The organism is Streptomyces antibioticus, from assembly GCF_002019855.1.
In the GTDB taxonomy this organism is placed as follows: domain Bacteria; phylum Actinomycetota; class Actinomycetes; order Streptomycetales; family Streptomycetaceae; genus Streptomyces; species Streptomyces antibioticus_B.
The window spans coordinates 7083869-7104098 of sequence record NZ_CM007717.1 but is presented as its reverse complement, the minus strand read 5'-3'; the positions used below and the strand labels follow the sequence as shown (position 1 = coordinate 7104098).

Here is a 20230-nt window from a genome sequence, read left to right as displayed (position 1 = left end):
CAAGGCCCGTCGCACGGTTCAGGCGATGCGCTGCCCGGCCACACCGCGGCAGGTGATGGTGTTGGATGCCGAGGCGGCGGACCATGTGGCGCAGAGGACCATGTCGTTGGCGGTGGTGGTGTCGCGAGTGACGGGCGCTGCCGTGATCGGTCCGATCGCCGTGTAGGTGGTCGCGTTGGTGAGGAAGTTGTGGGTGTACTTCGCCATCGGGGCCCATGTGCCGGATCCGCCTGTGGTGGCGCAGGCGAGGTAGAAGTCGAGGTCCCAGTAGCCGTCGGTTGCGCCCGAGCGGACGGTCACCGCGGGAAAGGTGACCATGGTGGTTCCGGCGGCGCCGCCGAGCTTACATACGAACGTCATCGTCGGCGTACCCGTCACACCTAGGGTTCCCCATGCTCGGATGCGGTAGACGGCGCCGGCCACGGCGTCGCCGGCGGGGATGGTGTAGGTGGCGATGGCGGTTTGGGTGGTGGAGTTGGCGAGTGTGGTGGCGGTGGAGAGGGTGGGGCGGAGGGTGGCGGATCCGATGGTGAGGGCGGCGTTGGTTCCGGTGAGGGCGAGGCGGCCGACGCCTGTTCGGGTGAGGGTGGTGTCGGCTGCTGTGGTTCCGGTGCCCCAGTAGGTGGCGCCGTCGGCTTCGACGAGGTAGCGGGATTGGGTGTCGCCGGTGATGCGGGTGGAGATGACGTCGTCGGTGGTGGCGGTGGCGAGGACGGCGAGGCTGGCGTTGCTGCTGCTGTTGCCGATGTTGAGTTGTTTGCCGGTGGTGAGGTCGAGGTCGGCGTTGAACGTTGAGCCGCTGTTGGGGATCTGCACCCAGGACGCGCTGGCGGGCAAGCTGCCGTTGGAGAAGTACGTCCGGTAGGAGGTGTCCGTCTCCATGATCGGTTTGCCGCTGTAGGGCGAGGACGGCCGGGTGGACGAGGTGCAGGCTTGGAAGCCGACGGCGGCGTCGAGCTTGTCGAGGTTCTGGCCGATGTCCTGGCTGTAGTCGACGTTCTCGGAGCCGTCGGAGGCGCTCTTGTACAGGCTGAGGCGGGTGGTGGGGGTGTCAGGCACGGCGGGCCTCCAGGGGGTCGAGCGGTCGGGCGGGGAGGTCCCCGTATTTGGTCAGCCAGCGGGTGGTGTCGACGGCTTCGCGCATGGCGCGGATGCGGTCGGGGTCGGGTTGGTGTGTGGCGCGGATGGGGGCGAGTCCGGCGGCGTCTCGGACGTCGATGCGGACGCGGCTGTTCTTGACGCGGTCGAGGTGTGCCTCGCGGGCGATGGTCGTGTTTTCGGCGGTGAGGAGGTCGATGCTGCCGTCTGCCCACTTTGGCTGCTGTCCGTCCTCGTCCTCGGCGAGTTCCATGAAGGGTTCGTGGAGGAGGATTTCGATGAGGGCGTCGGTGTCGGTGGGGTCGATGCCGTATTCGGCTGCACGCCATTCGAGGGCGGTGGTGGGCATTGTGTGGACGTGTGGCTTGCCGTCGCCGCGCGTCAGGGTGATTTCCCATGCGGGTGTTCCGGAGATCTGCCTTTGCCGTGTGTTTTGCACGGTCCATTTTTCGGCCATGGCGTGTCTCCTATACTCGGTAGATCCAGAAGTTGACGTTCATGCTTTGCGTGTTGTTCCAGGCGACTGTGAATCCGGTGGTGGAGATGGATTGCACACCCCATACAGTTGGGGTGGCGGTGCCGAAGTTGGAGGCGCGTAGGGTGACGATGGGGACCATGGAGGTGTCCATCGTCGGCCCATAGGTGAAAGATGCAGAAGCGACGCTGGTGAAAGTGACCGACCCCGTCCAGATTCCCTGGTTGGATGCAGGAACGGAGAAGTTTTCCCAGCGGCCGATGTGATATGTCTTGCCGGACGAAAAATTTAGGAAGTTTCCGTTAGTGGAATCGCTGGGGTTCCATCCGAATCTACCGTTCGTGGCGTCTGCATAAAGGTAGCCACCTCCGGTGGCGTCCTTGCTGTAACCACCGTAAAGGGCCTCCGGTGCGGCCCACGCGTACCCGCCGCGGGTCTGCTGGTCGCTGCTGCGGACGACATGGATGATCGCCCCGCGGTCTGTGATCAGGATGCGTGAGTGGACGTCGGTTCCGGAGTAGGAGTAGGTGCTGCTAAAAACACCAGTGCCGATTTCGCCACCCGCGTCGTAGGCATTCATTGCCGCGTACTCGGTTCCGTCGTTCGCGTAGAACCGGATTTCGGGTAGATAGGCTGCGGTGGGACTGATCTCAATTCGTTTCCCGATTGTTCCCGACACGAGCTGGCCGACAATGTTCACGCTGCCATCGGTCGCGTCGGCGAAGAAGGTTCGGGTTCCGGCGCTGTTGTACAGCTCGTATCCGCTGCCGGAGATCCGGGCGCGCGCTCCCGTGTCTGCGGTTTTGATCTCTCCTGCCATCACCCACGACGCGGAGATCGTTCCTGCCGTCACCTTGGACACGGTGAGGTCGGAGATGTGCGCGTCGTCGATCAGTAGCGCCGTTGCCGACGCGGCATCCGACGGGCCTGACTTGTTGCCCGTCTTGTCGACTGCGATGACCCGCACATAGCGGGCCGATGTCTCCTCCACCTGCGCGGTGAACACGACCGGGATCTGCGCCTGGATCATGCCCGCGTTCGCCGCGGTCTTCCCCACCAGAGTCGTCGCGTCCGGGGTGAACGTCGGCTCGTAGGAGACATGGACTTCGAGGTGGTCGAGGTCGGATTCCAGGTTGAACGTGCCGCCCGACGACTTGCCCAGCTCGTGCGTCACCTGCACTGCGATCCGCGACCCCGCCACCGACGGAGCGGCCGGTGTCGACGGCGGCAGATTGTCCTCGGACGCAACAAAAGTTGTCGTGCCCGACCACGATCCAACATTGCCTGTCTTGTCGACAGCCCGGATCTGAATGTCGTACCCGACCCCCGGCGACAGATCCTGCAACTGCGCAACGTTCGTGTCCCAGTTGACGACCATCGACTGCCACTGGCCGTCCGGAGCGGCGAACGGCTGCGCCCAGATCTGCATGTCCGACCAGCGGACCTGCGACACCTGCGACCACGTCGCCGGATAGATCATGTCTGCGTCGACCGCATACCGGATCTCGTAGTGCGACCCGTCCAACACCGTCGAGCCGTCCACGTTGTTCGGCGCGTTCCACGACACCACCACCCGCGCCCGCGTGAACCCCCGCGAGTCGAGATAGGCGGTCCCCGTGAACGGCTCGATCAGCGTCGGCACACCCGGCACGCTCGTGTCCGCATTCGGCCGGGACCCCACCGGCTCACCCGTGGACGACAGCGCCCGGTCGAACCCGCCGACCGTCACATACGTGCCAGCATCCGACGTCTCGATATGGTCCGTCAGGTCCAGCCACACGCCGTCCGCGGTCCGGTAGGCGACCGTGTACTCGTCGGTCACACCCCAACTGATCTCCGTGACCTGTAGCTTGATCGGGTTGAGACGCTGCCCCCGGAACGTGATCTCCACGTTCGTGTCAACGAGCCCCTTGTCGGGGTCGTAGGCGTACACGTAGTCGCCGAGCGCGAAATGCCCCTCGACGTCATAGTCCTGAATGTTCAGCCGCAGATCCTGCTTCGGCGCCACGAACTGCGACAACGCCAACTGCGCCCGCACCGACGCGTTCGCCGTGACCGTGTCCGACTCACTGACAAGCCGCGTCAGCTCCACAGCATTGCCATGAATGTCCTTGTACGAGGTCGCCGGGGAAATGTCCGCCGACCCGGTCGCGATGCTGGCGCCCTCGCCCTCGGCCAGCAGCACCACGCGGGTGGTGTAGTCCTCCACATCCCCCGTGAGATCCAGACTGCCAGGAACCCCGCGCATCGCCATGTCGTGGCCGGCACCACGGGCGACGACGGTGCACGTGGGCGTCGTCACGAACAGATCTGCCTCGGGGCCGGCGTCGAGGGTGCCGTCGCCGTTGACCCGCCACGACACCGGGACCGAGGTGGTGGACATGGTCTGGCACACGTACTGGATGGCGTCCCGTGGTGACTGCCACTGGTGGGTACCGGTGTACTGGCCTGCGACGGGGTGGAGGGTTCCTTCGGTGACGGCGCCGGATGCGGGGAGGAGCATGCGGATGGTGTCGGCGAAGGTGGCGGAGGCGGCCACCACAGCGTTCTCGTAGACGGAGCCCTTGCCGTCCTCGTCGCCGAGCCACATCGCCATGCCGACGCCGCTGATCTTGACGTTGTCGTTGGGGATCTTCGTGCGTGCGTCGTCCGCCAGCGAGTTCCCGCGGAGCACGCCGACGTATCGGGCCGCGGATAGCAGGTTGTCCCCCGCCTGGACCGGGTCGACGCGGCCGCGGATGATCGCAATGTGTCCGAAGTAGGCGAGGGCGTCGAGGGTTTCGCGGGGGATCGTCGGCAGCAGGTCGATCTCCCACTGGCCGAGCGCGTTGAGGGACTCCTGGACCGTCACCGGATCACCGCCTCACCGCATACGTCGCCTCTGGCAGACAGGCGACGTACATGTTCCGTAGGTCTGTTGCCGCGTCTCCTGAGACTGCAGAGCCGCCGCCGGCCGCCACACCGATCCAGAAGTCGAGGGCCGTCGTGCTGGATTTGATGACGCCTCCGTTGGCGTGGGCGGTGAAGGTGCGGGCGGAGCCGCAGGCGAAGCGGTTGCCGTCGCCGTCGTTGCCTGTGGCGGTCACGTACCCGGACGCTGCGAACGACGTGTTGGTCTCCAGCGTGGAGCGGTAGGCGGCGAGGGTGGCGCTGGTGCCGGTCTGGAGATAGCCCTCCACGAACCGGGATCCGCGGCGCAGCGACAGATCCAGCGTGGCGCGGCCCGGGGACTGGCTCTTCGTCAGCCGGACGATCACCTGCTCGGGGTCGTTGCGGAGCAGGGATGCCGAGTCCCACGAGGTGATTGACGCCCCGGAGCCCGCCACGGAGACATTCCACTCCTTGGAGTGCCAGGCCCCACCGGTGTACGCCTGCACATCGAGCGTGCCGGACGCGCCCGGTGTCACGTTCACCAGCCCGTTCGACAGCGCCCACGCGCTGGCGGGGACCGCGCGCTCGATGCCTTCCAGTTCGATGGGCGCGGCGGGGGTGGTGGTGTCGGTGATTCGGGCGCGGCCCTTGAGGTAGTCGGTGGGTGCGCATCCCCAGCGCGGTACTGCGGCGGCGGGCACGCTGCGGTAGACGGTCATGACCCCTTCCGCGGTGGTGCGGGTCATCGTGGTGGGGTTGGAGTTGCCGGTGTAGTAGCCGTAGTGGCCGATGGGTGGGGCATGCCAGCGTTCCCCGGACAGCCCGAAGTCGTTGAGACGCACCACGCCGGTCAGTCTCGACTGGAGGTCGACTTCGCCCGCGGTGCCGAGGCGGTCGAGGCCGATCTGCCAGTCCGCGGTCAGCACCTCGCCGCGATACTCGGTGATCGTGGACTGGCAGGACGTCACCTGGTAGTAGCCGTTCCGCTCGGGCTTGTCGGTGAAGGTGACCGGGATCGGGGACTGTGTTTCGAGGGCGTTGATGTTGTCGTGGGCGCCGACCAGTTGGAGCCGGGTGAGGGGTGGCATGGACTCCTGCCCGGACAGGTCCAGGCCGCGGCTGCCTGCGCCTTTCTCTGCCGCGGTGAAGACCTCTCGCAGCAGGGTGCGGGAGAGCTGGATACTGCCCCAGTCGTAGGCCATGGTCACCGCTTCCTGGAGTTCTCAAGCTTGCGGAGGGCTTCCTTCACGTCGTCTGCGAGGGCGACCGCGACCCGCTTGCGTTCGGCCGGGCTGGAGAAGTCGAACGTCCCGTTCACGCACACTTCGAGGCGCTCAACCGTCACGCTGCCGGCCGTCCCGCCACCGGTGACGAGCTGCTCGAACAGCTCGGTCTGCCGCGGGTCGAGGACTCGTTCCGGCTTCCGAGTCTGCTTGACGACCATCGTCGCCCCATCAGCAAGCAGGCCGCCCGAGTCGTACTTCGCGACTGGCGCGAAGCCCCACTGGGAGGTGAACAGGCGGTCGTTGTAGCCGCGGGCGCGGGAGCCGATGACCACGCCGTCCCCGCCGCGGGACTCGATGTTGACGCCGCCGATGGTGCCCGCCGTGTGGCCGACGCCGGCGTTGGTGATGCCGATCATGTACGGGCTCTTGAGGTTCCGCACCCAGCCGGACGGGCCGCTGCTCCCGACGAACGAGCCGGTTGCCCACCGGCGGTGTGGGCGCTCGCCGCGGATCACGGACTCGACCGCGGAGGTCAGACCACTACAGTCCCAGGAGGGGTTCCCGTTGCCGCCCCACTGGTAGGGCAGCCCGTTCTGGGTCCGCGCCCACGACAGGGCCTTCTGCACGGCGGGCCCGCCGACGGCCTTCTTGTCCTCGTTACCGAGGAAGGACAGCATGGAATCGAGGGCCTTGTTGGACATGCCCTTCATCAGCGACCCCATCCCCCCTGCGGGAATCGAGCCGATGAGCGGCTTGACCAGGGAGGCGATCGCCTTCTGCGCTGCGGCTTTGAGGCCGCCGACGACCAGGTCCTTGGCCCAGGAGGTGGCGGAGGAGATGGCGCCGCCGATCGCCGAGGTGACGGAGCCGACGATGCCGCCCTTGTCGAAGTGCTGCACCGGCCCCTGGTAGCGCTGCCGCTCTTCCTGCCGGGAGGGGTTGCCGCCTGTCTTCGTGGGGCGGTCGCGGCCGAGCATGGCGTCAATGCTCCGGTGGCCGCCGAGTTGGGCGACCTGCTGGGTGGAGAGGATGCGTTCGCCGGGGGTGAGCATGGCGGGGACGGTGTCGCGGTTGCCGGTGCCGGGGACGACGCCGCCCTTGTTGAAGCCGAGGCTGATGGCGGGGAGGGTGAGTTTGGAGGAGACGCTGCCTGCGACGGCGTTCCACATTTTGCGGATGCCTTGCATGTAGACCTTGTCGATGACCCATTTGACGGGGCTGGAGATCTTCGACTTGACGCCGTCCCAGATGGTGCCGAGTTCGGTCTTGAGGTTGGAGAAGGCGGTCTTCATGCCGGTCTTGAAGTTTGCGATCTTGGTGTTGATGGTGGTGAAGATCGAGCTGATCTTTGTGCTGATGCCGTTCCACAGTCCGTTCCACGTGTTGGTCAGGCTGGTCTTCAGCTCACCGAACTTGGTCTTGACGCTCGTCCACGCGTTGGTGATCGCCGTCCGCAGGCCCGTCCAGAAGCTGTCCCACTTCGTGCGCGCGCCGGTCCAGATGCCGTTCCAGGTGGTGATCAGCCAGTTCTTCAGGCTGGTGAACAGCTCCTTCGTCTTCGTCCACAGCGTGCCGAACCAGCCGAGGATCCCGTTGACCAGGTCGGGGACGATCGAATGACCGACGAGGACGTCGTACAGCCACTGGAACTTCTCCACGATCCACCCGACAACCTCGGTGGCCTTGTCGGCGAACTTCTGGAACCAGCCCACCACTGTGATGATCTTCGGGACGATCGCGCCGATCGCACCCGCCAGCAGCCCGGACATGAGCCCCGCCAGCCCGACAATCAACGGCAGCAACGGAGCGATCACCCGCAAAGCCAGCGTGATCAACGTCGCCGCCATCTCACCCAGCACCGGAATCAGCGGCATCACCGCCTCATACAGCGGCAGCAGCATCGGCGCCAACTGCCCGATCAGCTCACCAAACACGCCAACCGCAGGAATCAACGCCGTGATCACCGGCTTCAACCCCGTCACCAGCGCCCCTACCAGCATGATCAGCACATCGCCGATCACCGGCAGCACCGGCGCCAACGCCTTGATCACGACAGCAAGGAGATCCCCGATCGGCTGCAACAGCGGCACCACCGCACCGACCAGATCAACCAGGATCCCGCCCAGCTCCTGAACCACGGGCAGCAGCGCAACGATGATCGGCATCAGAGCCTTGCCCAACTCGGCCGCCAGATCAGCCAGGACAGGCCCGAACTTCGTCGCAAGCTCGGTCACCACCGGGGCGAGAGCGGCCAGCAGCGGCAACGCCGCCTCGATCACCGCCCCCAGAGTGCCGGCCAGCAGCTTGGCGATCGCGTTGACAGCCTGGAAGATGCTCGTCAGCGCCTTCTGCACCTCAGGCATCGCCGTGACCCGCCGCAGCTCAGCGAACACGGCTCCGAGCGCGCCCAGCGCGTCCCCGCCGCCGGCCGACGCGGCCTTCATGATGTTGCTGAGGGTGCCGAAAACATCGCCGAGCAGCTTCCCGAACTGCTTCGCGATCTCCACCGCGCCGTTGATTTTCTCTTCCAGCGCGCCCGACTCGAACGCCTGGCCGAGCTGCTCCGTGAACCGGGAAACCCCCGACCCCATCGCCGTCGTGATCCGCGTCAACGCCGGCTGCGCCGCGATACCCAGCTTCACGAACATCTCGCCGAACTGGCCCGGCACCTTCTCCAGGGGCTTCATGCTCTTCGTGAAGCCGTCGAACATCCGCTTCAGCAGGCCCTCGTCGGCGAGCCGTGTGAACGTGTCCATGAGGCCGCGGCCCATGTTGTTCAGCACCCCGGCCATGCCGACCAGCCCCGACCGCAGCGCGGGCAGCGACGCGGTGGCCATGCGGGTGAACGAATCGCCCAAGCCCCGGAAGAGGCGGTCCTGGACGTCCATGCGCAGGGCGGAGAACGCGGGCCCCATGTCGCGCACGGCGGTGACGAAGGCGCGCGCGTTCGGGGAGAGGCGGGCCATCGCGTCGGCGTAGGTGTTGGTGGCGGACGCGCCCCGTTCCTGGGCTGCGGTGACCGCCCGCTGGGCGTCGGCGAGGGACTCCTGAGCCGAACGCACCTGCCTGGATGCCGCGACCTGCGCGTCGGCCACACCCTGCTGCGCCTGGGCGAGGCGGTCCTGCGCGTCACGGACCGAGTCGGCGCCCTCCTTCGCCGTCTGCGCCGCAGCAGCCTGCGCGTCCGCCACATCCCTGGCCTGATCCGCGACCTTGCGCTGAGCGCCCGCAACCCTCTCCTGCGCGGCGACGACGGTCTCCGAGCCCTCCACCCCTGCCGCGTTGGCGGCCGCGGCCTCTTCGCGGAGCCGCTGGGTTTCGGTCTGCTGGTCCTTCAGCCGCTGGACGGCCTTGTCGTAGGCGAGCTGCGCGCGGGCGACATCGTCCGCCGACGCTGCCGCGCCCTTCGCCTTGACCGCAGCGAGTTCCTTCTCCGCATCCTGGAGATCGAACACGTTCTGTTTCTGGTCCAGCTCCGCGTTCGCGAGCCGCGAGTCCAAGTCTTCGAGCTGGTCGGCGGCTTCCTTACGGGCGTCGGTGAGATCCTCCTGCGCCCGCTTGGCGTCCTTGACCGCATCGGTCAGATCACGTTCGGCGTCCGCGACCCGGCGGAGTGCGGCCTGTCGGTCAGCGGCGGCCCGCACCTCGGCATCCCGCACATCCTCGGCGGCGTCCTTCACCCTGCGCTGCGCGTCGCTGATCTGCCGCGCCGCGTCCTGCTGCGCCTCCCGCAACGCCCGAGCGGACCGGGCCACAGCCAGATGCGCGGACGCCAAAGCGTTCGCCGCGGACGACGCCCCAGCAGACCCCTGCGCACTGGCCTGCGACGCCGCCTTGAACGCCCCGCCAACCCCCCGCAACCCAACAGCGAGGGCAGCGCCCATGGTGAGCAGGGAGCCCAGCGCGGGCACCGCCACCGCCACGGCAGGCCCCATCTGCACGATCGCCGACCCCAGCGACGCCACCGAGGGCAACGCCAGCAGAGCGGCCGCCGCGAGCTGCGCGAACCGCCCACCGAGCATGCCGACACCACCGGCCGCGTTGCTGGCGTTGGTGCCGAGCCCGGCAAGTCCGGCGAGGCTGCCGAGCATGCGGGCGCGGACGGTGACGGTGCGGTCGCGGGTGAGGAACCGCAGCGAGTTGGTGGCGGCTGTGGTGTCGGCGCGGGCTTGCACGGTCATCTGCCGGCGCCGGGTCAGGTTGGCGATGTCGTCGGCTGCAACGCGGGTGTCGACGTCGACACCGATGCGGACGCGGCGGCGCTGTGTGAGATTGCGGATCTCGTCGGCTGCGACGCGGGTGTCGGCGGTGGCGCGAATGTTGACGACACGGTCGGCGGTGAGACGGTCGAGGAGCTTCTTTGCGCGGTTGTAGGCGGCCTGCTGGATTTCGGGTGCGACGGAGACGGTCTGGGTGCCGGAGAGGCGGGCGAGTTTGGTCTTGGCTGTGGTGTCGTCGAACTGGGCGGTGAGCTTGACCGTGCGGTCGCGGGTCAGCTTGGCCAGTCCGCTGGCGGCGGCCTTGTCGTCCAGTTGGGCGGTGAGCTTGACGTGGCGGGCCTTGGCCAGGTTGCGCAGCGAAGTCGAGACGGCTTTGTCGTCGAGGTCGGCCGTGAGCTTCACAGTGAGCGGCTTGACCAGGGCGGCCAGCTTGGTTCGGGCCGCCTTGTCGTCGAGGTCCACGCCAAGCTTGACGGTGTTCTTCTTCGACTTCAGCCGGGCCATCGCACGGTCGTAGCCCGACTCGTCGGCTGTGACCTCGACGAACCCCTCGGCGATGCGAAACGCCCCGGCCATCTACCCTCCCTGTCCCACGCTGACCAGGCCGGGGAATTTGGCCCGGAACTGGGTCAGGCTCAGCTCTGTCACGTCGCCCCGTGTAGGGGCGGGGGTACTGCTGGTGCGGGTTGGGGTGCTGCTCGGGGGCCGGTCGTCTCGTTCGGCTTCGGCGCGGGCGGCCATGACGCCGGTGTAGGCGGTGAGGCGGTGCGCGAGGGCGAAGTAGCGGCGGGCGGAGATCTCTTGCTGTTCGAGGTCGATGCCGTAGACGGCGAGGAAATCGGCGTCCAGGTCGTCGAGGTGGTCGAGGACCCACAGGGTCTGGCCCGCCCGTTCGCCGATGGCGTCAGCCCACGGCGCACCGTACAGCCAGCCTCTGAGGGTGGTCAGCCACGCTGGGCTTTTCCCCCCTCCTCCTTCTTCTTGTCGGCTTGTCCGAGTGCCAGGTCCACGATCGTCTTCACGATCCGTTCCAACTGAGGTTCGGTGACGGCCTTGGACTGTTCCAGCGCCATGTAGGCGTCCTCGCCCAGGACGCGGATCAGAAGCGGCGGGGTGGCGAGTTCGTGTCCGGACTCGCGTGCCTGCCGCAGGTACTGGAGTGCGACGCCGGGGGCGATCTCGCGGGGGATCGTGTACTCGGTGTCGCCGATGTAGAAGAGCGGCACGCGGTCCTCTACGACGTCGTCGTCGGCTGCGATCCGGATCGGCTCGAAGCCGTCGAGCGGGTCGGCGGTGACGCTGGGCTTGGCGGCGGCCCTCTTGCGGGCCGCCGCCGTCTGACGGGTGGTGGATGCCATGGGTGGTACTCCTCGGAACGGGCAGGGTGTGCCGACGGTCAGGTCACTTCGTCGGTGATGTGGAACGGGGCGATCACCGAGCTGACGTAGTGGCCGGCGAACTTCACCGGGATCAGCGTCTGCTTGTCCTTCGTGTACGCCAGCTCGGACGACTCCGTGTTGAGCATGCGGCGGCCGATGATGCGGCGGCGGAGCTGCTCGGGCGCGTACCCGTCGAGGATGACCGCGAAGTAGTTCGGCTGCGTCGCCGAGCTGGTGACGTTGGGTTCGAAGCTCTTGTAGCCGGACCCGGACGCGGCGGTGCCGCCGTTGAGGCTGATGGAGAAGTTCTCCAGCGTGGCCTCCGCCAGCGACGTTTCGATCATGAAGTCCTGCTTCGTCAGCCGCGACCCGACACGGAGGGTGATCTGGTCGACTTCCAGCTCCGAGTAGGTCTGGTCCACGCTGAGCTTCACGCCGTCCTGGGTGCCGCCCATGTCCGTCCACGAGGACGCGGCCGGGGTGGTGTTGACGTCGGTGTCGGCCGGCTCGGCCGCCCCGTAATCGCCCTTGTAGAGGGTCGCCGGCCCCTGGATGAGGTTGGTGGTGTTGACGCTCACTGGTCAGCTCTCCTTGCTTCCGGTCCCGCCGGAGGTCTTCTTCGTGGTGGCCGGCGGCATGGGAGCGGCCGGGATCGTGGGGGCCGGGTCGTCGGCGAGGAGTCCCTGCCGCTTCAGGCTGCTGTATTCCTGGTCGTCGACTTCGATGGTCTGGTCGGGTCGCATGGTGGTGCGGACGGTCCGCTTCATCGGTAGGCGCTCCTCACGAGGGGGAAGGTGTGGTGGGCGTAGTGCGGGTGGAAGCGCAGCTCGATGCAGTCCTCGGCGCGCAGGCTCGGCGGACACGGCACGATCCGGATCGGCCCGGCCAGCAGGAACTCCAACTCGCCCCGGCTGTTGTGGACGATCACCCGGCCGTTCCAGGACAGGAGCTGACCGTGCGGCGTGTCCTCCTGCACCGCCCACATCCGGCTCACGACGGAACCTCCGTCCACGCGATGACCAGCCCAGGAATGCTGTAGCGGGCGTAAGACGAAGCGTCGTCGTGGATCCGCCGCGCCTCGCCGACCGTGTACGCCGACAGCACCTGCGCCTGCGAATAGCCAGCCGGGAGCGTGACCCTCTGCGGGACCGCCGCATGTTCCCAGCAGGCCGCCTCGATCGCGGACACAAGCGCGGCAGCCTTGTTCCACGGCGGCTTCTGAGACTGCGGGTTGACGGCCCAGCAGTCCACGCCGATCGCCGGATCGCGGAGCGGGACGTACAGGTTGGGGGTTCCTCCGGCGACGACGAGGGTGCAGAACCCGGACGCCGCCCAACTGCTGTTGTCCTTCGGCAGGGTCGTGGCCACGCGGTCGCCGACGACAGTCTTGAGCCAAGCCGCGGCGACGAGTTCGGGGGTGGCCCGCAGTTGGAGGCTCATGCCGTCCTCCGCTGGAAAAGAGCGGGACGCAAAAACGGCTGAGGCGGGCGGGCCGGCAGGTTGACCTTCTTCACCGGGTGGTCGGCGCCCTCCCAGTACAGGGCCTGCTTGAACCGGGGCGTGATGGTCATCGCGGGGAGGCCCATCTCGATGGCTGTGCAGTAGTTCACGTCCAGCGACCCGACCCGCAGGACTTTGCCTTGGACCTCGGCGCGGAGGGAGTCGTGGAGGCGGCTGGTGCGCTTGGGGACGAAGTCGCGGGCGTCGGAGAGGATGGCGTCGCCGATGACATCGCTGAGCCAGTCGTTGATCGCCGCGTCGACGTGCGCGCGTGCGCTGGGGTCGATCCGCACGCCGGATCGCGCCATGGCCGCCCTCCAGTGGCTGCAAAGTGGTAGCATTTTGGTTGTGGCTAGAGGAGATCGCCGGGAGTCGCTGAACCTTCGCGTCCCCCCGGAACTGAAGCGGCAGATCGAGGAGTACGCCCATCGGGCGGGCATCTCGATCAACGCCGCTGCCTGCGTTCTCCTCGCCGACGCCCTCCGCGTTGAACGGAGGCGCCAGGCGTGATCCGCGCGTACAAGTTCCTCCTGCGCCCCACGGCCCGTCAGGCGGTCGCGCTGGGCGAGATGATGCGGGACCACTGCTCGCTGTACAACGGCGCGCTCCAGGAACGCCGGGGCGCCTACCAGCACGACTCGAAGACCAACGTCCGGTACGGCATGCAGTCCGCCCAGTTGAGTGGCATCCGCGCCTTCGACCCCGAACGTCAAGGTCGCTGGTCGTTCTCCTCCCAGCAAGCCACCCTGCGCCGCCTCGACAAGGCGTTCCAAGCCTTCTTCCGCCGCGTCAAGGCCGGGCAGACGCCCGGCTACCCGCGCTTCAAGGGCGTCGGTCACTTCGATACCGTCGTCTTCCCGAAGGACGGTGACGGTTGCCGCTGGGACTCCACCCCGCACGACCCGCAGACTCGCGTCCGCCTCCAGGGGGTTGGCCATGTCCGCGTGCACCAGCACCGCCCGGTGCGCGGCCGTGTCAAAACGATCAGCGTGAAGCGTGAGGGTGGACGCTGGTTCGTCGTACTCGCCTGTGACGAAATGGACGCCGAGCCTCTCCCTGCAACTGGTGCCGTTGTTGGGGTCGATATGGGGGTGGCCCATTTCCTCACCACCAGCGACGGCCAGCATGTCGCCAACCCTCGGTTCCTGACTGCGGCAGCCGAAGACCTGGCGAGCGCGCAACGGCATCTGTCGACGTTTCCGACGCGGAAGCGCGCCCGTGATCGCTCGAAGGCTCACCAGGCAGCACTTCGCAAGGTGGCGACTCTGCACGCCAAGGTGCGCAGACAGAGGCTGGACCACGCCCACAAGACCGCGCTGGCCCTCGTCCGGGACCACGACGTGATCGTCCACGAGCGGCTGAACACGGTGGGGCTGACCAAGGCGCCTGCGCCGAAGCCTAACCCCGCAGCGCTTGGCGACTTCCTGCCGAACGGAGCCTCCGCCAAGGCCAGTACCAACCGCAACATCCTCGACGTGGGTTGGGGGGTATTCCTTGCGATCCTCGCCAACAAGGCTGAAAGTGCCGGTCGGACCGTTGTCGCAGTGGACCCCCGCAACACCTCCCGCACCTGCCCTGAATGCGGGCACGTTGCGAAGGAGAACCGCGTCAGCCAAGCAGAGTTCAAGTGCGTTGCGTGCAGACACGGCGCCAATGCCGACGTGGTTGGCGCACTGAACGTTCTCAGGACCGGGCTGGTCCTCTGTAACGCTGTATAGCCAGCGGTGCAGGAAGCCTGCCGCGTTCGCGGTAGGTGGAGTCACGGCCGCCTCCTCTCCGAAGGTGGTGTCTTACTTGGCCGCCCGGTCTCCCCGGACTGTGTGGCCTGTTCGGTTGTCGGTCAGGTGGTGCGGCGCAGGTCGAGCCGCAGATCAGCGGCCACGACCGGCGAGTTCATGGAGGACACGGCTTCGACGATGTAGACGGCGCCGGTGCGCTCGTCGCGGATGCGGTCCTGGTCGGTGATGTCGGTGCCTGCGGTGACGCGGCTGACGGCGTAGCGGACGATCCGCGGCGTCGGATCGTCCCTGGTGGTGACCCGGCGGGACTGTTCGGTGATCGACGCGACGATGCCGGTGTGGACCGGGGTGTCGGTGTCGGCTTCGTCGCCCCACGCATCGGTGGTCGTGCCGCGGTAGACGGTGATCGTGGTCGTCCCCACTGCGAGCATCAGCAGACCTCCCCGATCGGCCGCCAGCGCGGATCGTTGTCGTCTGCCACCGCAGAGGTGAGGTTCATGCGGGCCGGGATGCTGCCGGAGCCGCCCCGCCGCTGGATCCGCAGGCCGCGGTTGCGGCGCCACGACAGGCGGTCGATGCAGCGCTTAGCGAGCGGGGCGAGGATCAGGGCGTTGTCGTGCCGGAGCTGTCCAGAGACCTGGTCCTGGTTGAAGCTGGTGAGGTCGACGTTGGTGAACGCGTCCGGGTGCTGGGTGATCCATGCGGCCTGGTAGGCGACAGCCTGCTTGAGCAGGCGCAGGTTCTTCTCCGAGATCAGGCCGTCGTCGGATGCCTGCTCGGTGACATCCGCGAAGAGTTCGATGACGCCCTGCGCCTGTTCGACCTGGGCGGCGGTGGCGTTGATGCCGGTGTAGGTGATCACGTCGCTCGTCGTGGCCCACGTCATGACGGAACCCCCCGCCTGACGGACACCTCGTACACCCACACTCCGTCCCGGGTGGCAGCACGTCGGGCGTCACCGCGCGGAACGAGCCCGGCTGCGGCCGCGGCTTGGATGGTGGCCTGCCGGTGGGCGAGGTGGGTCTCCTCGTCCGGGCCGTCGGGCTCCGCGGGGAACGTTGTGGTGAAGGAGGCCGGGATCACAGACTCAGGGCTGCTGATCGGGGCCTGTACCGTGTCCTCGGGCCCCCGTCGGGCGTCGTGACCGGTGAGGCGCTGGATCAGGTCGGCGCGTGAGCGCGCGGTGCCGAGACCGCGGGCCTGACACGCCTCCCGCAGCTCCTGCACACTCATCTGCTCGTAATCCATCGCGTCTCCCACGCTGTTGGCCGGTGCCGCCGGGGTGGCACCCACCCGATCCCCGGCGGCGGTCCGAAAGGCCGGCTAGTCGGTGATGCGCTCCAGGACGGCTAGCGCCCGCTCGTGGCCGACTCCGAAGCCGCGGCGGACGCGGAACTTGACTGCGGTGTCGTCGGTGGAGTCCTGCGCGCGCGCCTGGTCGACCAGGGACTCGGGCTGGGAGCGGTCGCCTCGCTTGAGGAACTGGCGGTTGCCGTAGATGAGCAGGTCGTTGCCGGTCGGCGAGCCGGACAGGGCCCCGGAGACCTTGCATCCGCGCGACCAGGCGACCGTGGCGTCGAACAGCCGGTCCGGCGTGCCCCCGGTGCCCTCGATGAAGATGGGGCGGCCCTGGGAGTCGACGCAGTTACGGAACGCGTCGCGCCAGCCCGGCGCGGCGATGACGAGTTCGTCCGCCTTGCTCCAGTACTTGCCGGTCTCCACCCGCTTGAAGGTCGCGGACAGCTTCTCGTACAGCGACGCGCCGGCCGAGGAGGCGGAGAAGGAGGTGTTGTCGTCGTCCCACGACAGGTAGTTGTCGTCCGCGTCGTAGCCGGTGGCGGAGTTGGTGGTGCGCAGCGCCTTGTACACGCTGGTGAAGGGGGCAGTGGTGCCGTTCTCCGCCGCGGACACGCCGAGGCACGCGTTGTCGAAGGTGTCGGCATAGGAGATCGCCCAGTCCATGCCCTTGACGCGCAGGGTGTCGATGACGCTGTCGGCGTCGGCGAGGTCGTCCTCGTCCACGACGAACTGGGAGAGGAAGCGGCGGGCGGTGAGGGTGATGTAGTCGTTCGAGGACGCGTCGGGCGTGTAGGTGGTGCCCACAGAGACGGTGAGGCCGCCGGAGCGCAGGACGCGCTTGGTGGCGGAGGACATGGGGTGCGGTCGGCCGAAGCGCTCGACGGCGGAGTCCATGAGGACGCGGGAGATGACGTCGGAGTCCCACTCGATGGGGATCCAGTCGTTGATGATGTCGGTGCTGGCCACGGTGGGCACTCCAGGAAGGACGGGGGCTCACAGCCCGCACGGATGGTGGGTGCCCGTCCTGGGCGAACTGTGAGCTGTCCCGCTCGTTCCTGCGCACTGGGTGCGCGTCTAGCTGCGCAGGGCCCGCTCCGCGAGAGTCTCGGCCCATCCCTTGGGCTCCGGCTTGGGTGCAGGCTTGTCAGCCGTGTCCACCTTAGCCGCCGGTACACCATTCTGGCCAGAACCGCCAGTCGCATTGGACGTGGTGGACAACTGGCGGGTGCGCTTGAAGAACTCCGGCCACTCCGACCTGATCGCGTCGATCTGCTCCGACAGGCCCGTGATCTCGCCGTCGTCGTCGACCTCGACGTCGTCCAGATCGATCAGCTTCATCAGCGAGTTGAGGCGCTGCCCGTTCCACCCCGCCCCGGCCAGGGCCGAGTTGACGCCGGTGACGAGCGCCTTCGTCTTGCGCAGCCCCCGCAGCTCCGCCTCGGCCGCGGCCTTCTCGACCTGGCGGCGGATCTCCGCCGCGGTCGGCCCGGCCGGGGTGCCGCCCTGCGGCTCCGGCTCGGGTTCGGGGTCGTCGGCCTGGACCTTGTTGCCGGTCTTGGGGTCGATGCCGTGCTGGCGCAGGTACTTGCGGCGGGCCGCGGCCTCCGCGTCGGCCTTCCGCTTCCCTTCGACCAGCCTCTCGTACTCCTCGCGAGACGGCGGCTGCCAGTCGTCGGCAGGCTCGTCGTCCGGCTCCGGGTCGACGGATACGGTCGGTTCGGGTGCCGGTTCGTCGCCGCCGTCCGCGTACACGACGAACGGACTGCGGTAGGGGTGAGCCCAGCCGGGCATGTCGGGTGCCATCAGATTCTCCTCACGTGCGGGCTGCCGCAGTCGCGGCAGCCTGACGCCGGACACGCGCGGGCAGACCGCGGCGCGCCAGCAGGTCTTGGGCCGCCCTCCGCCGGGCGGCACGCGATTCGGACGGACGCTGCTCCCCGGCAGCGACCGACGTCAGAGCCTGGTCGCGCAACAGAGCAGGCAAAGTGCCCGGCCCGGTGTCCCAGTCAGGCATCCACGGGACTGCCCGGCAGCGGCAGTTCACGTGCAGGGGCGGGCCCTCGATCGGTGCCGCCGCAGCAGAGCGGCTGGCCGGGTCCATCGACAGACCGCCGGGGAACTTCCCGCCAGGAGCCGTGACGTGCCCCGAGTAGGCGGCGCAGCGCACACACGCCGTCGGCTCCGCCACCCACAACAGCGCCGCCCCGAAGTGGTCGGCGACCTGCGCCGCGCCGTCATTGACGGCCCGCTGAACCCCCCACGCCGCACCATGCCGCACCATGCCCGCAGCCCGCCGCGCAGCACCCACCCCCGCCAGAACACCCCGCCAGCCACTCCCCGCCACCATGCGCGGCGTCAGGAGCCGGCTCGCCGACCGCAACTGCTCCCCGATCCGGCCGGCCAGCGCCATCGCTGCCCGCGCCGCGTCGTCCGGCACCGCAACATCAGGGGTGTCGTGCTGCCGGCCGGTTGCGCGGGTCAGGAAGTTTGCTGCGTGCCAGGCGCCCAGCTCGGTGGCTTCCTCCAGCGCCCCGTCCAGGGTGCGCTGCGTCCGTCCGGGCATGCCCCGGGTGGCCTGCTCGACTCGGGCCCGCACGTCCGCGAGGAGACTCGCCAGCCTCGCCCCCGTGCCCGCTGCGGTGAGTGAGCCGAACGCGTTGATCCACCAGGCGAGGACGTCCCTCACCAGGGCGGCCAGTTTCGCGGCGGCGCCCGCGTCCGCGGTGTGCGCGACGCGATCCTCCAGCGTTCTGGCTTCGTCTGTCTGCCGTGTCTGGACCAGGTCGGCGAGCTGTTGCGGTGTGTGCGGGGCGGCCATCAGCGGTTGGCCTCGGTGCTGCCCAGAGTGGTGGCTGCGCCGAGCATGCTGTCGAGGATCTTGGTGACGTCGGTGGCTTCGATGGCGCCGAGTTGGACGCCGGTGCCGAGGGCCTGTACGGCGTTGCCGATCTTCAGGAGGAGGTCGGCGCGGCGGGCGAGTTCGGCGTCGTCGTCGAGGTCGCGCATCCATGCCTCGACCAGCTCGGGCGGGCAGCCCGCTTCGATGAGGGCGCGTTCGCGGGGCACACCGGCGTCGATCTTTGCGCTGGTGGTGGCCCAGCCTTCGGTGTCGTCGCGGTAGTCGGCGGGCTGCCAGCGCACGGTGACGTCGGGGTCGTCGTATCCGAGGAGGCGCAGCGCGAACTCGAAGGCGTCCTCGTGGGTGGCGCCCAAGCTGCGCTGCCGGGCCTGCACCCGGGCGGTCTGTGAGGCGCGCGCCTCGACCCGAGCTTTCCCGGAGATCGCGTCGCCGGTGGAGTCGAACTCTGAGAACGGAGTGGACGTGACCTGCGCCATCGCCTTTACATAGCGGTCGAACGGCTTCAGGTAGGTGTCCGAGTTCGCCGCCTCAAACTGCCCGACACCCTTCAAGCCTTGCAGCAGCCACAGCTCGCCCGGGTCGTTCCGCAACTGCGACGGGTTCCCCGGGCTCTCCGGATCGGCGCCCTCGTCGTAGGGCGAGTCGGCGTCGAAGTCCGCGCCCTGCATCCCCGACTGATCCACCGTCGGATCGATCAGCCCATACCGCTGCGGCAGACTCTGAAAATCGATCGTCGCCGCATGCGACACGACCAGCTTGTTGATGATCGACTGGGCGCCGTAAGCGGCATAGTGCTCGGGCCGGCCGTAAGGGCGGCCGGTGCGGTAGTGGAAAAAGGGGATCTCGCCCCACGGGTTGGGCAGGACCGCGTCCTGTCCGTCCTCGGTGTAGGGCTGCCACTTGTCCTGCTTGCCGCGGTGCCGGCCCTGCCACACCCAGCGTTCGATCCGTGCGGGATCCTCGTCGCTGCGGTGGGGGTAGTAGAGGTCGGCGCGGATCTGCTGGTCCTTGCCGCTGCCGTTGGTCCAGGACTTGATGGCGAGTTTCTTGCGGAGGGGGTTCTCCTCGTCGTAGATCACGCGGACGGTGGCGGCGCTGTTGACGAGCATGTCGACGTTGGCGACGTTCCCGTCCGGGTCGAGGGTGGGCCAGACCATGAGGTAGGCGTCGCCCTGCGAGCAGGCGCGGGTGTGGAGGCCGGGGAGTTCCTCGTCGAGCTGGTTCCGTTTGACGAGTGCCTTGATGTCCTCGTCGGCGTCGTCGTCGCCTGTGGTGATCGAAGTGATGTGGAGGCGGTCGGTGATGGCGGTGACGGGAATCCGCGCAAAGTTGATTTCGTCGAGTTCGTCGAGGTTCGACTTGGCGAGGAGGCGGGCGACCTTGTCGGAGGCGTAGATCTCGTCGACGTCGCCGTCGAAGTACGCCTCGGCTTTCGCGTAGCCGGGGCGGGCGGCGCACAGGTCGGCGAAGGCACTGACGAGATCTGGCGTACCGGCCATACCTACCCCTCCACTCCACGACACACCTTCGAATCGAAGGTTACGGCATGAAATGGCCGACAGG

General features: G+C 68.0%; 20 protein-coding genes. 2 read left to right on the top strand and 18 right to left on the bottom strand.

Annotation, left to right across the window (positions count from 1 at the left end; genetic code table 11):
* Positions 1 to 18 precede the first annotated feature (18 nt).
* The 11 genes from AFM16_RS32215 to AFM16_RS39560 all read right to left on the bottom strand — a co-directional run bounded on the left by AFM16_RS32215 (position 19) and on the right by AFM16_RS39560 (position 13077).
* Positions 19 to 1059: a hypothetical protein gene (locus AFM16_RS32215; RefSeq protein ID WP_078636001.1), complete on the bottom strand. Its 1041-nt coding sequence runs from the start codon at positions 1057 to 1059 to the stop codon at positions 19 to 21.
* On the bottom strand, positions 1052 to 1555 hold the full coding sequence (locus AFM16_RS32210; protein ID WP_143648493.1) for a hypothetical protein: 504 nt from the start codon (positions 1553 to 1555) through the stop codon (positions 1052 to 1054). Before AFM16_RS32210 ends, AFM16_RS32215 begins: the two co-directional genes overlap by 8 nt.
* Before the next feature lie 10 nt (positions 1556 to 1565).
* On the bottom strand, positions 1566 to 4424 hold the full coding sequence (locus AFM16_RS32205) for a fibronectin type III domain-containing protein (RefSeq protein ID WP_078635999.1): 2859 nt from the start codon (positions 4422 to 4424) through the stop codon (positions 1566 to 1568).
* A gap of 4 nt (positions 4425 to 4428) precedes the next feature.
* Positions 4429 to 5646 carry a hypothetical protein gene (locus tag AFM16_RS32200; protein WP_078635998.1) on the bottom strand — a complete coding sequence of 406 codons (1218 nt, stop codon included), beginning with the start codon at positions 5644 to 5646 and terminating at the stop codon, positions 4429 to 4431.
* 2 nt (positions 5647 to 5648) lie between these two features.
* On the bottom strand, positions 5649 to 10466 hold the full coding sequence (locus tag AFM16_RS32195) for a hypothetical protein (RefSeq protein WP_107419195.1): 4818 nt from the start codon (positions 10464 to 10466) through the stop codon (positions 5649 to 5651).
* 368 nt (positions 10467 to 10834) lie between these two features.
* Positions 10835 to 11248 carry a hypothetical protein gene (locus AFM16_RS39565; protein WP_078635997.1) on the bottom strand — a complete coding sequence of 138 codons (414 nt, stop codon included), beginning with the start codon at positions 11246 to 11248 and terminating at the stop codon, positions 10835 to 10837.
* A 38-nt stretch (positions 11249 to 11286) separates the two neighbouring features.
* The gene (locus AFM16_RS32185; RefSeq protein ID WP_078635996.1) at positions 11287 to 11847 is read right to left on the bottom strand and encodes a phage tail tube protein; all 561 of its coding nucleotides are present in this window, start codon (positions 11845 to 11847) and stop codon (positions 11287 to 11289) included.
* Between the two features lie 3 nt (positions 11848 to 11850).
* Positions 11851 to 12036: a hypothetical protein gene (locus AFM16_RS32180; RefSeq protein ID WP_078635995.1), complete on the bottom strand. Its 186-nt coding sequence runs from the start codon at positions 12034 to 12036 to the stop codon at positions 11851 to 11853.
* A complete protein-coding gene (locus AFM16_RS32175; RefSeq protein WP_078635994.1) occupies positions 12033 to 12263 on the bottom strand; it encodes a hypothetical protein in 231 nt (76 codons plus the stop codon). The genes AFM16_RS32180 and AFM16_RS32175 overlap by 4 nt, the downstream gene beginning before the upstream one ends.
* Complete coding sequence (locus AFM16_RS32170) at positions 12260 to 12709, bottom strand: hypothetical protein (protein ID WP_078635993.1); 450 nt, start codon at positions 12707 to 12709, stop codon at positions 12260 to 12262. Before AFM16_RS32170 ends, AFM16_RS32175 begins: the two co-directional genes overlap by 4 nt.
* Positions 12706 to 13077, bottom strand: a complete 372-nt coding sequence (locus AFM16_RS39560; protein ID WP_078635992.1) for a hypothetical protein — start codon at positions 13075 to 13077, stop codon at positions 12706 to 12708. The genes AFM16_RS32170 and AFM16_RS39560 overlap by 4 nt, the downstream gene beginning before the upstream one ends.
* Between AFM16_RS39560 and AFM16_RS40675 the strand changes: the two genes are divergently transcribed.
* Positions 12983 to 13279: a toxin-antitoxin system HicB family antitoxin gene (locus AFM16_RS40675; protein ID WP_143648491.1), complete on the top strand. Its 297-nt coding sequence runs from the start codon at positions 12983 to 12985 to the stop codon at positions 13277 to 13279. The genes AFM16_RS39560 and AFM16_RS40675 overlap by 95 nt on opposite strands.
* Positions 13276 to 14487, top strand: coding sequence for an RNA-guided endonuclease InsQ/TnpB family protein (locus tag AFM16_RS32155; protein ID WP_078635990.1), 1212 nt, complete (start codon positions 13276 to 13278; stop codon positions 14485 to 14487). The genes AFM16_RS40675 and AFM16_RS32155 overlap by 4 nt, the downstream gene beginning before the upstream one ends.
* Before the next feature lie 122 nt (positions 14488 to 14609).
* Here AFM16_RS32155 and AFM16_RS32150 read toward each other — a convergent pair whose 3' ends face one another.
* From AFM16_RS32150 to AFM16_RS32120, 7 genes are all read right to left on the bottom strand, one after another.
* Positions 14610 to 14939: a hypothetical protein gene (locus AFM16_RS32150; protein ID WP_078635989.1), complete on the bottom strand. Its 330-nt coding sequence runs from the start codon at positions 14937 to 14939 to the stop codon at positions 14610 to 14612.
* A complete protein-coding gene (locus tag AFM16_RS32145) occupies positions 14939 to 15394 on the bottom strand; it encodes a hypothetical protein (RefSeq protein ID WP_078635988.1) in 456 nt (151 codons plus the stop codon). Before AFM16_RS32145 ends, AFM16_RS32150 begins: the two co-directional genes overlap by 1 nt.
* The gene (locus AFM16_RS32140; RefSeq protein WP_078635987.1) at positions 15391 to 15756 is read right to left on the bottom strand and encodes an SAP domain-containing protein; all 366 of its coding nucleotides are present in this window, start codon (positions 15754 to 15756) and stop codon (positions 15391 to 15393) included. Before AFM16_RS32140 ends, AFM16_RS32145 begins: the two co-directional genes overlap by 4 nt.
* Before the next feature lie 75 nt (positions 15757 to 15831).
* Positions 15832 to 16773, bottom strand: coding sequence for a hypothetical protein (locus AFM16_RS32135; protein WP_209313236.1), 942 nt, complete (start codon positions 16771 to 16773; stop codon positions 15832 to 15834).
* A 108-nt stretch (positions 16774 to 16881) separates the two neighbouring features.
* The gene (locus AFM16_RS32130; RefSeq protein WP_078635986.1) at positions 16882 to 17610 is read right to left on the bottom strand and encodes a phage scaffolding protein; all 729 of its coding nucleotides are present in this window, start codon (positions 17608 to 17610) and stop codon (positions 16882 to 16884) included.
* A 10-nt stretch (positions 17611 to 17620) separates the two neighbouring features.
* Positions 17621 to 18625, bottom strand: coding sequence for a hypothetical protein (locus AFM16_RS32125; RefSeq protein WP_078635985.1), 1005 nt, complete (start codon positions 18623 to 18625; stop codon positions 17621 to 17623).
* On the bottom strand, positions 18625 to 20166 hold the full coding sequence (locus tag AFM16_RS32120; protein ID WP_078635984.1) for a phage portal protein: 1542 nt from the start codon (positions 20164 to 20166) through the stop codon (positions 18625 to 18627). Before AFM16_RS32120 ends, AFM16_RS32125 begins: the two co-directional genes overlap by 1 nt.
* Between the last annotated feature and the right edge of the window lie 64 nt (positions 20167 to 20230).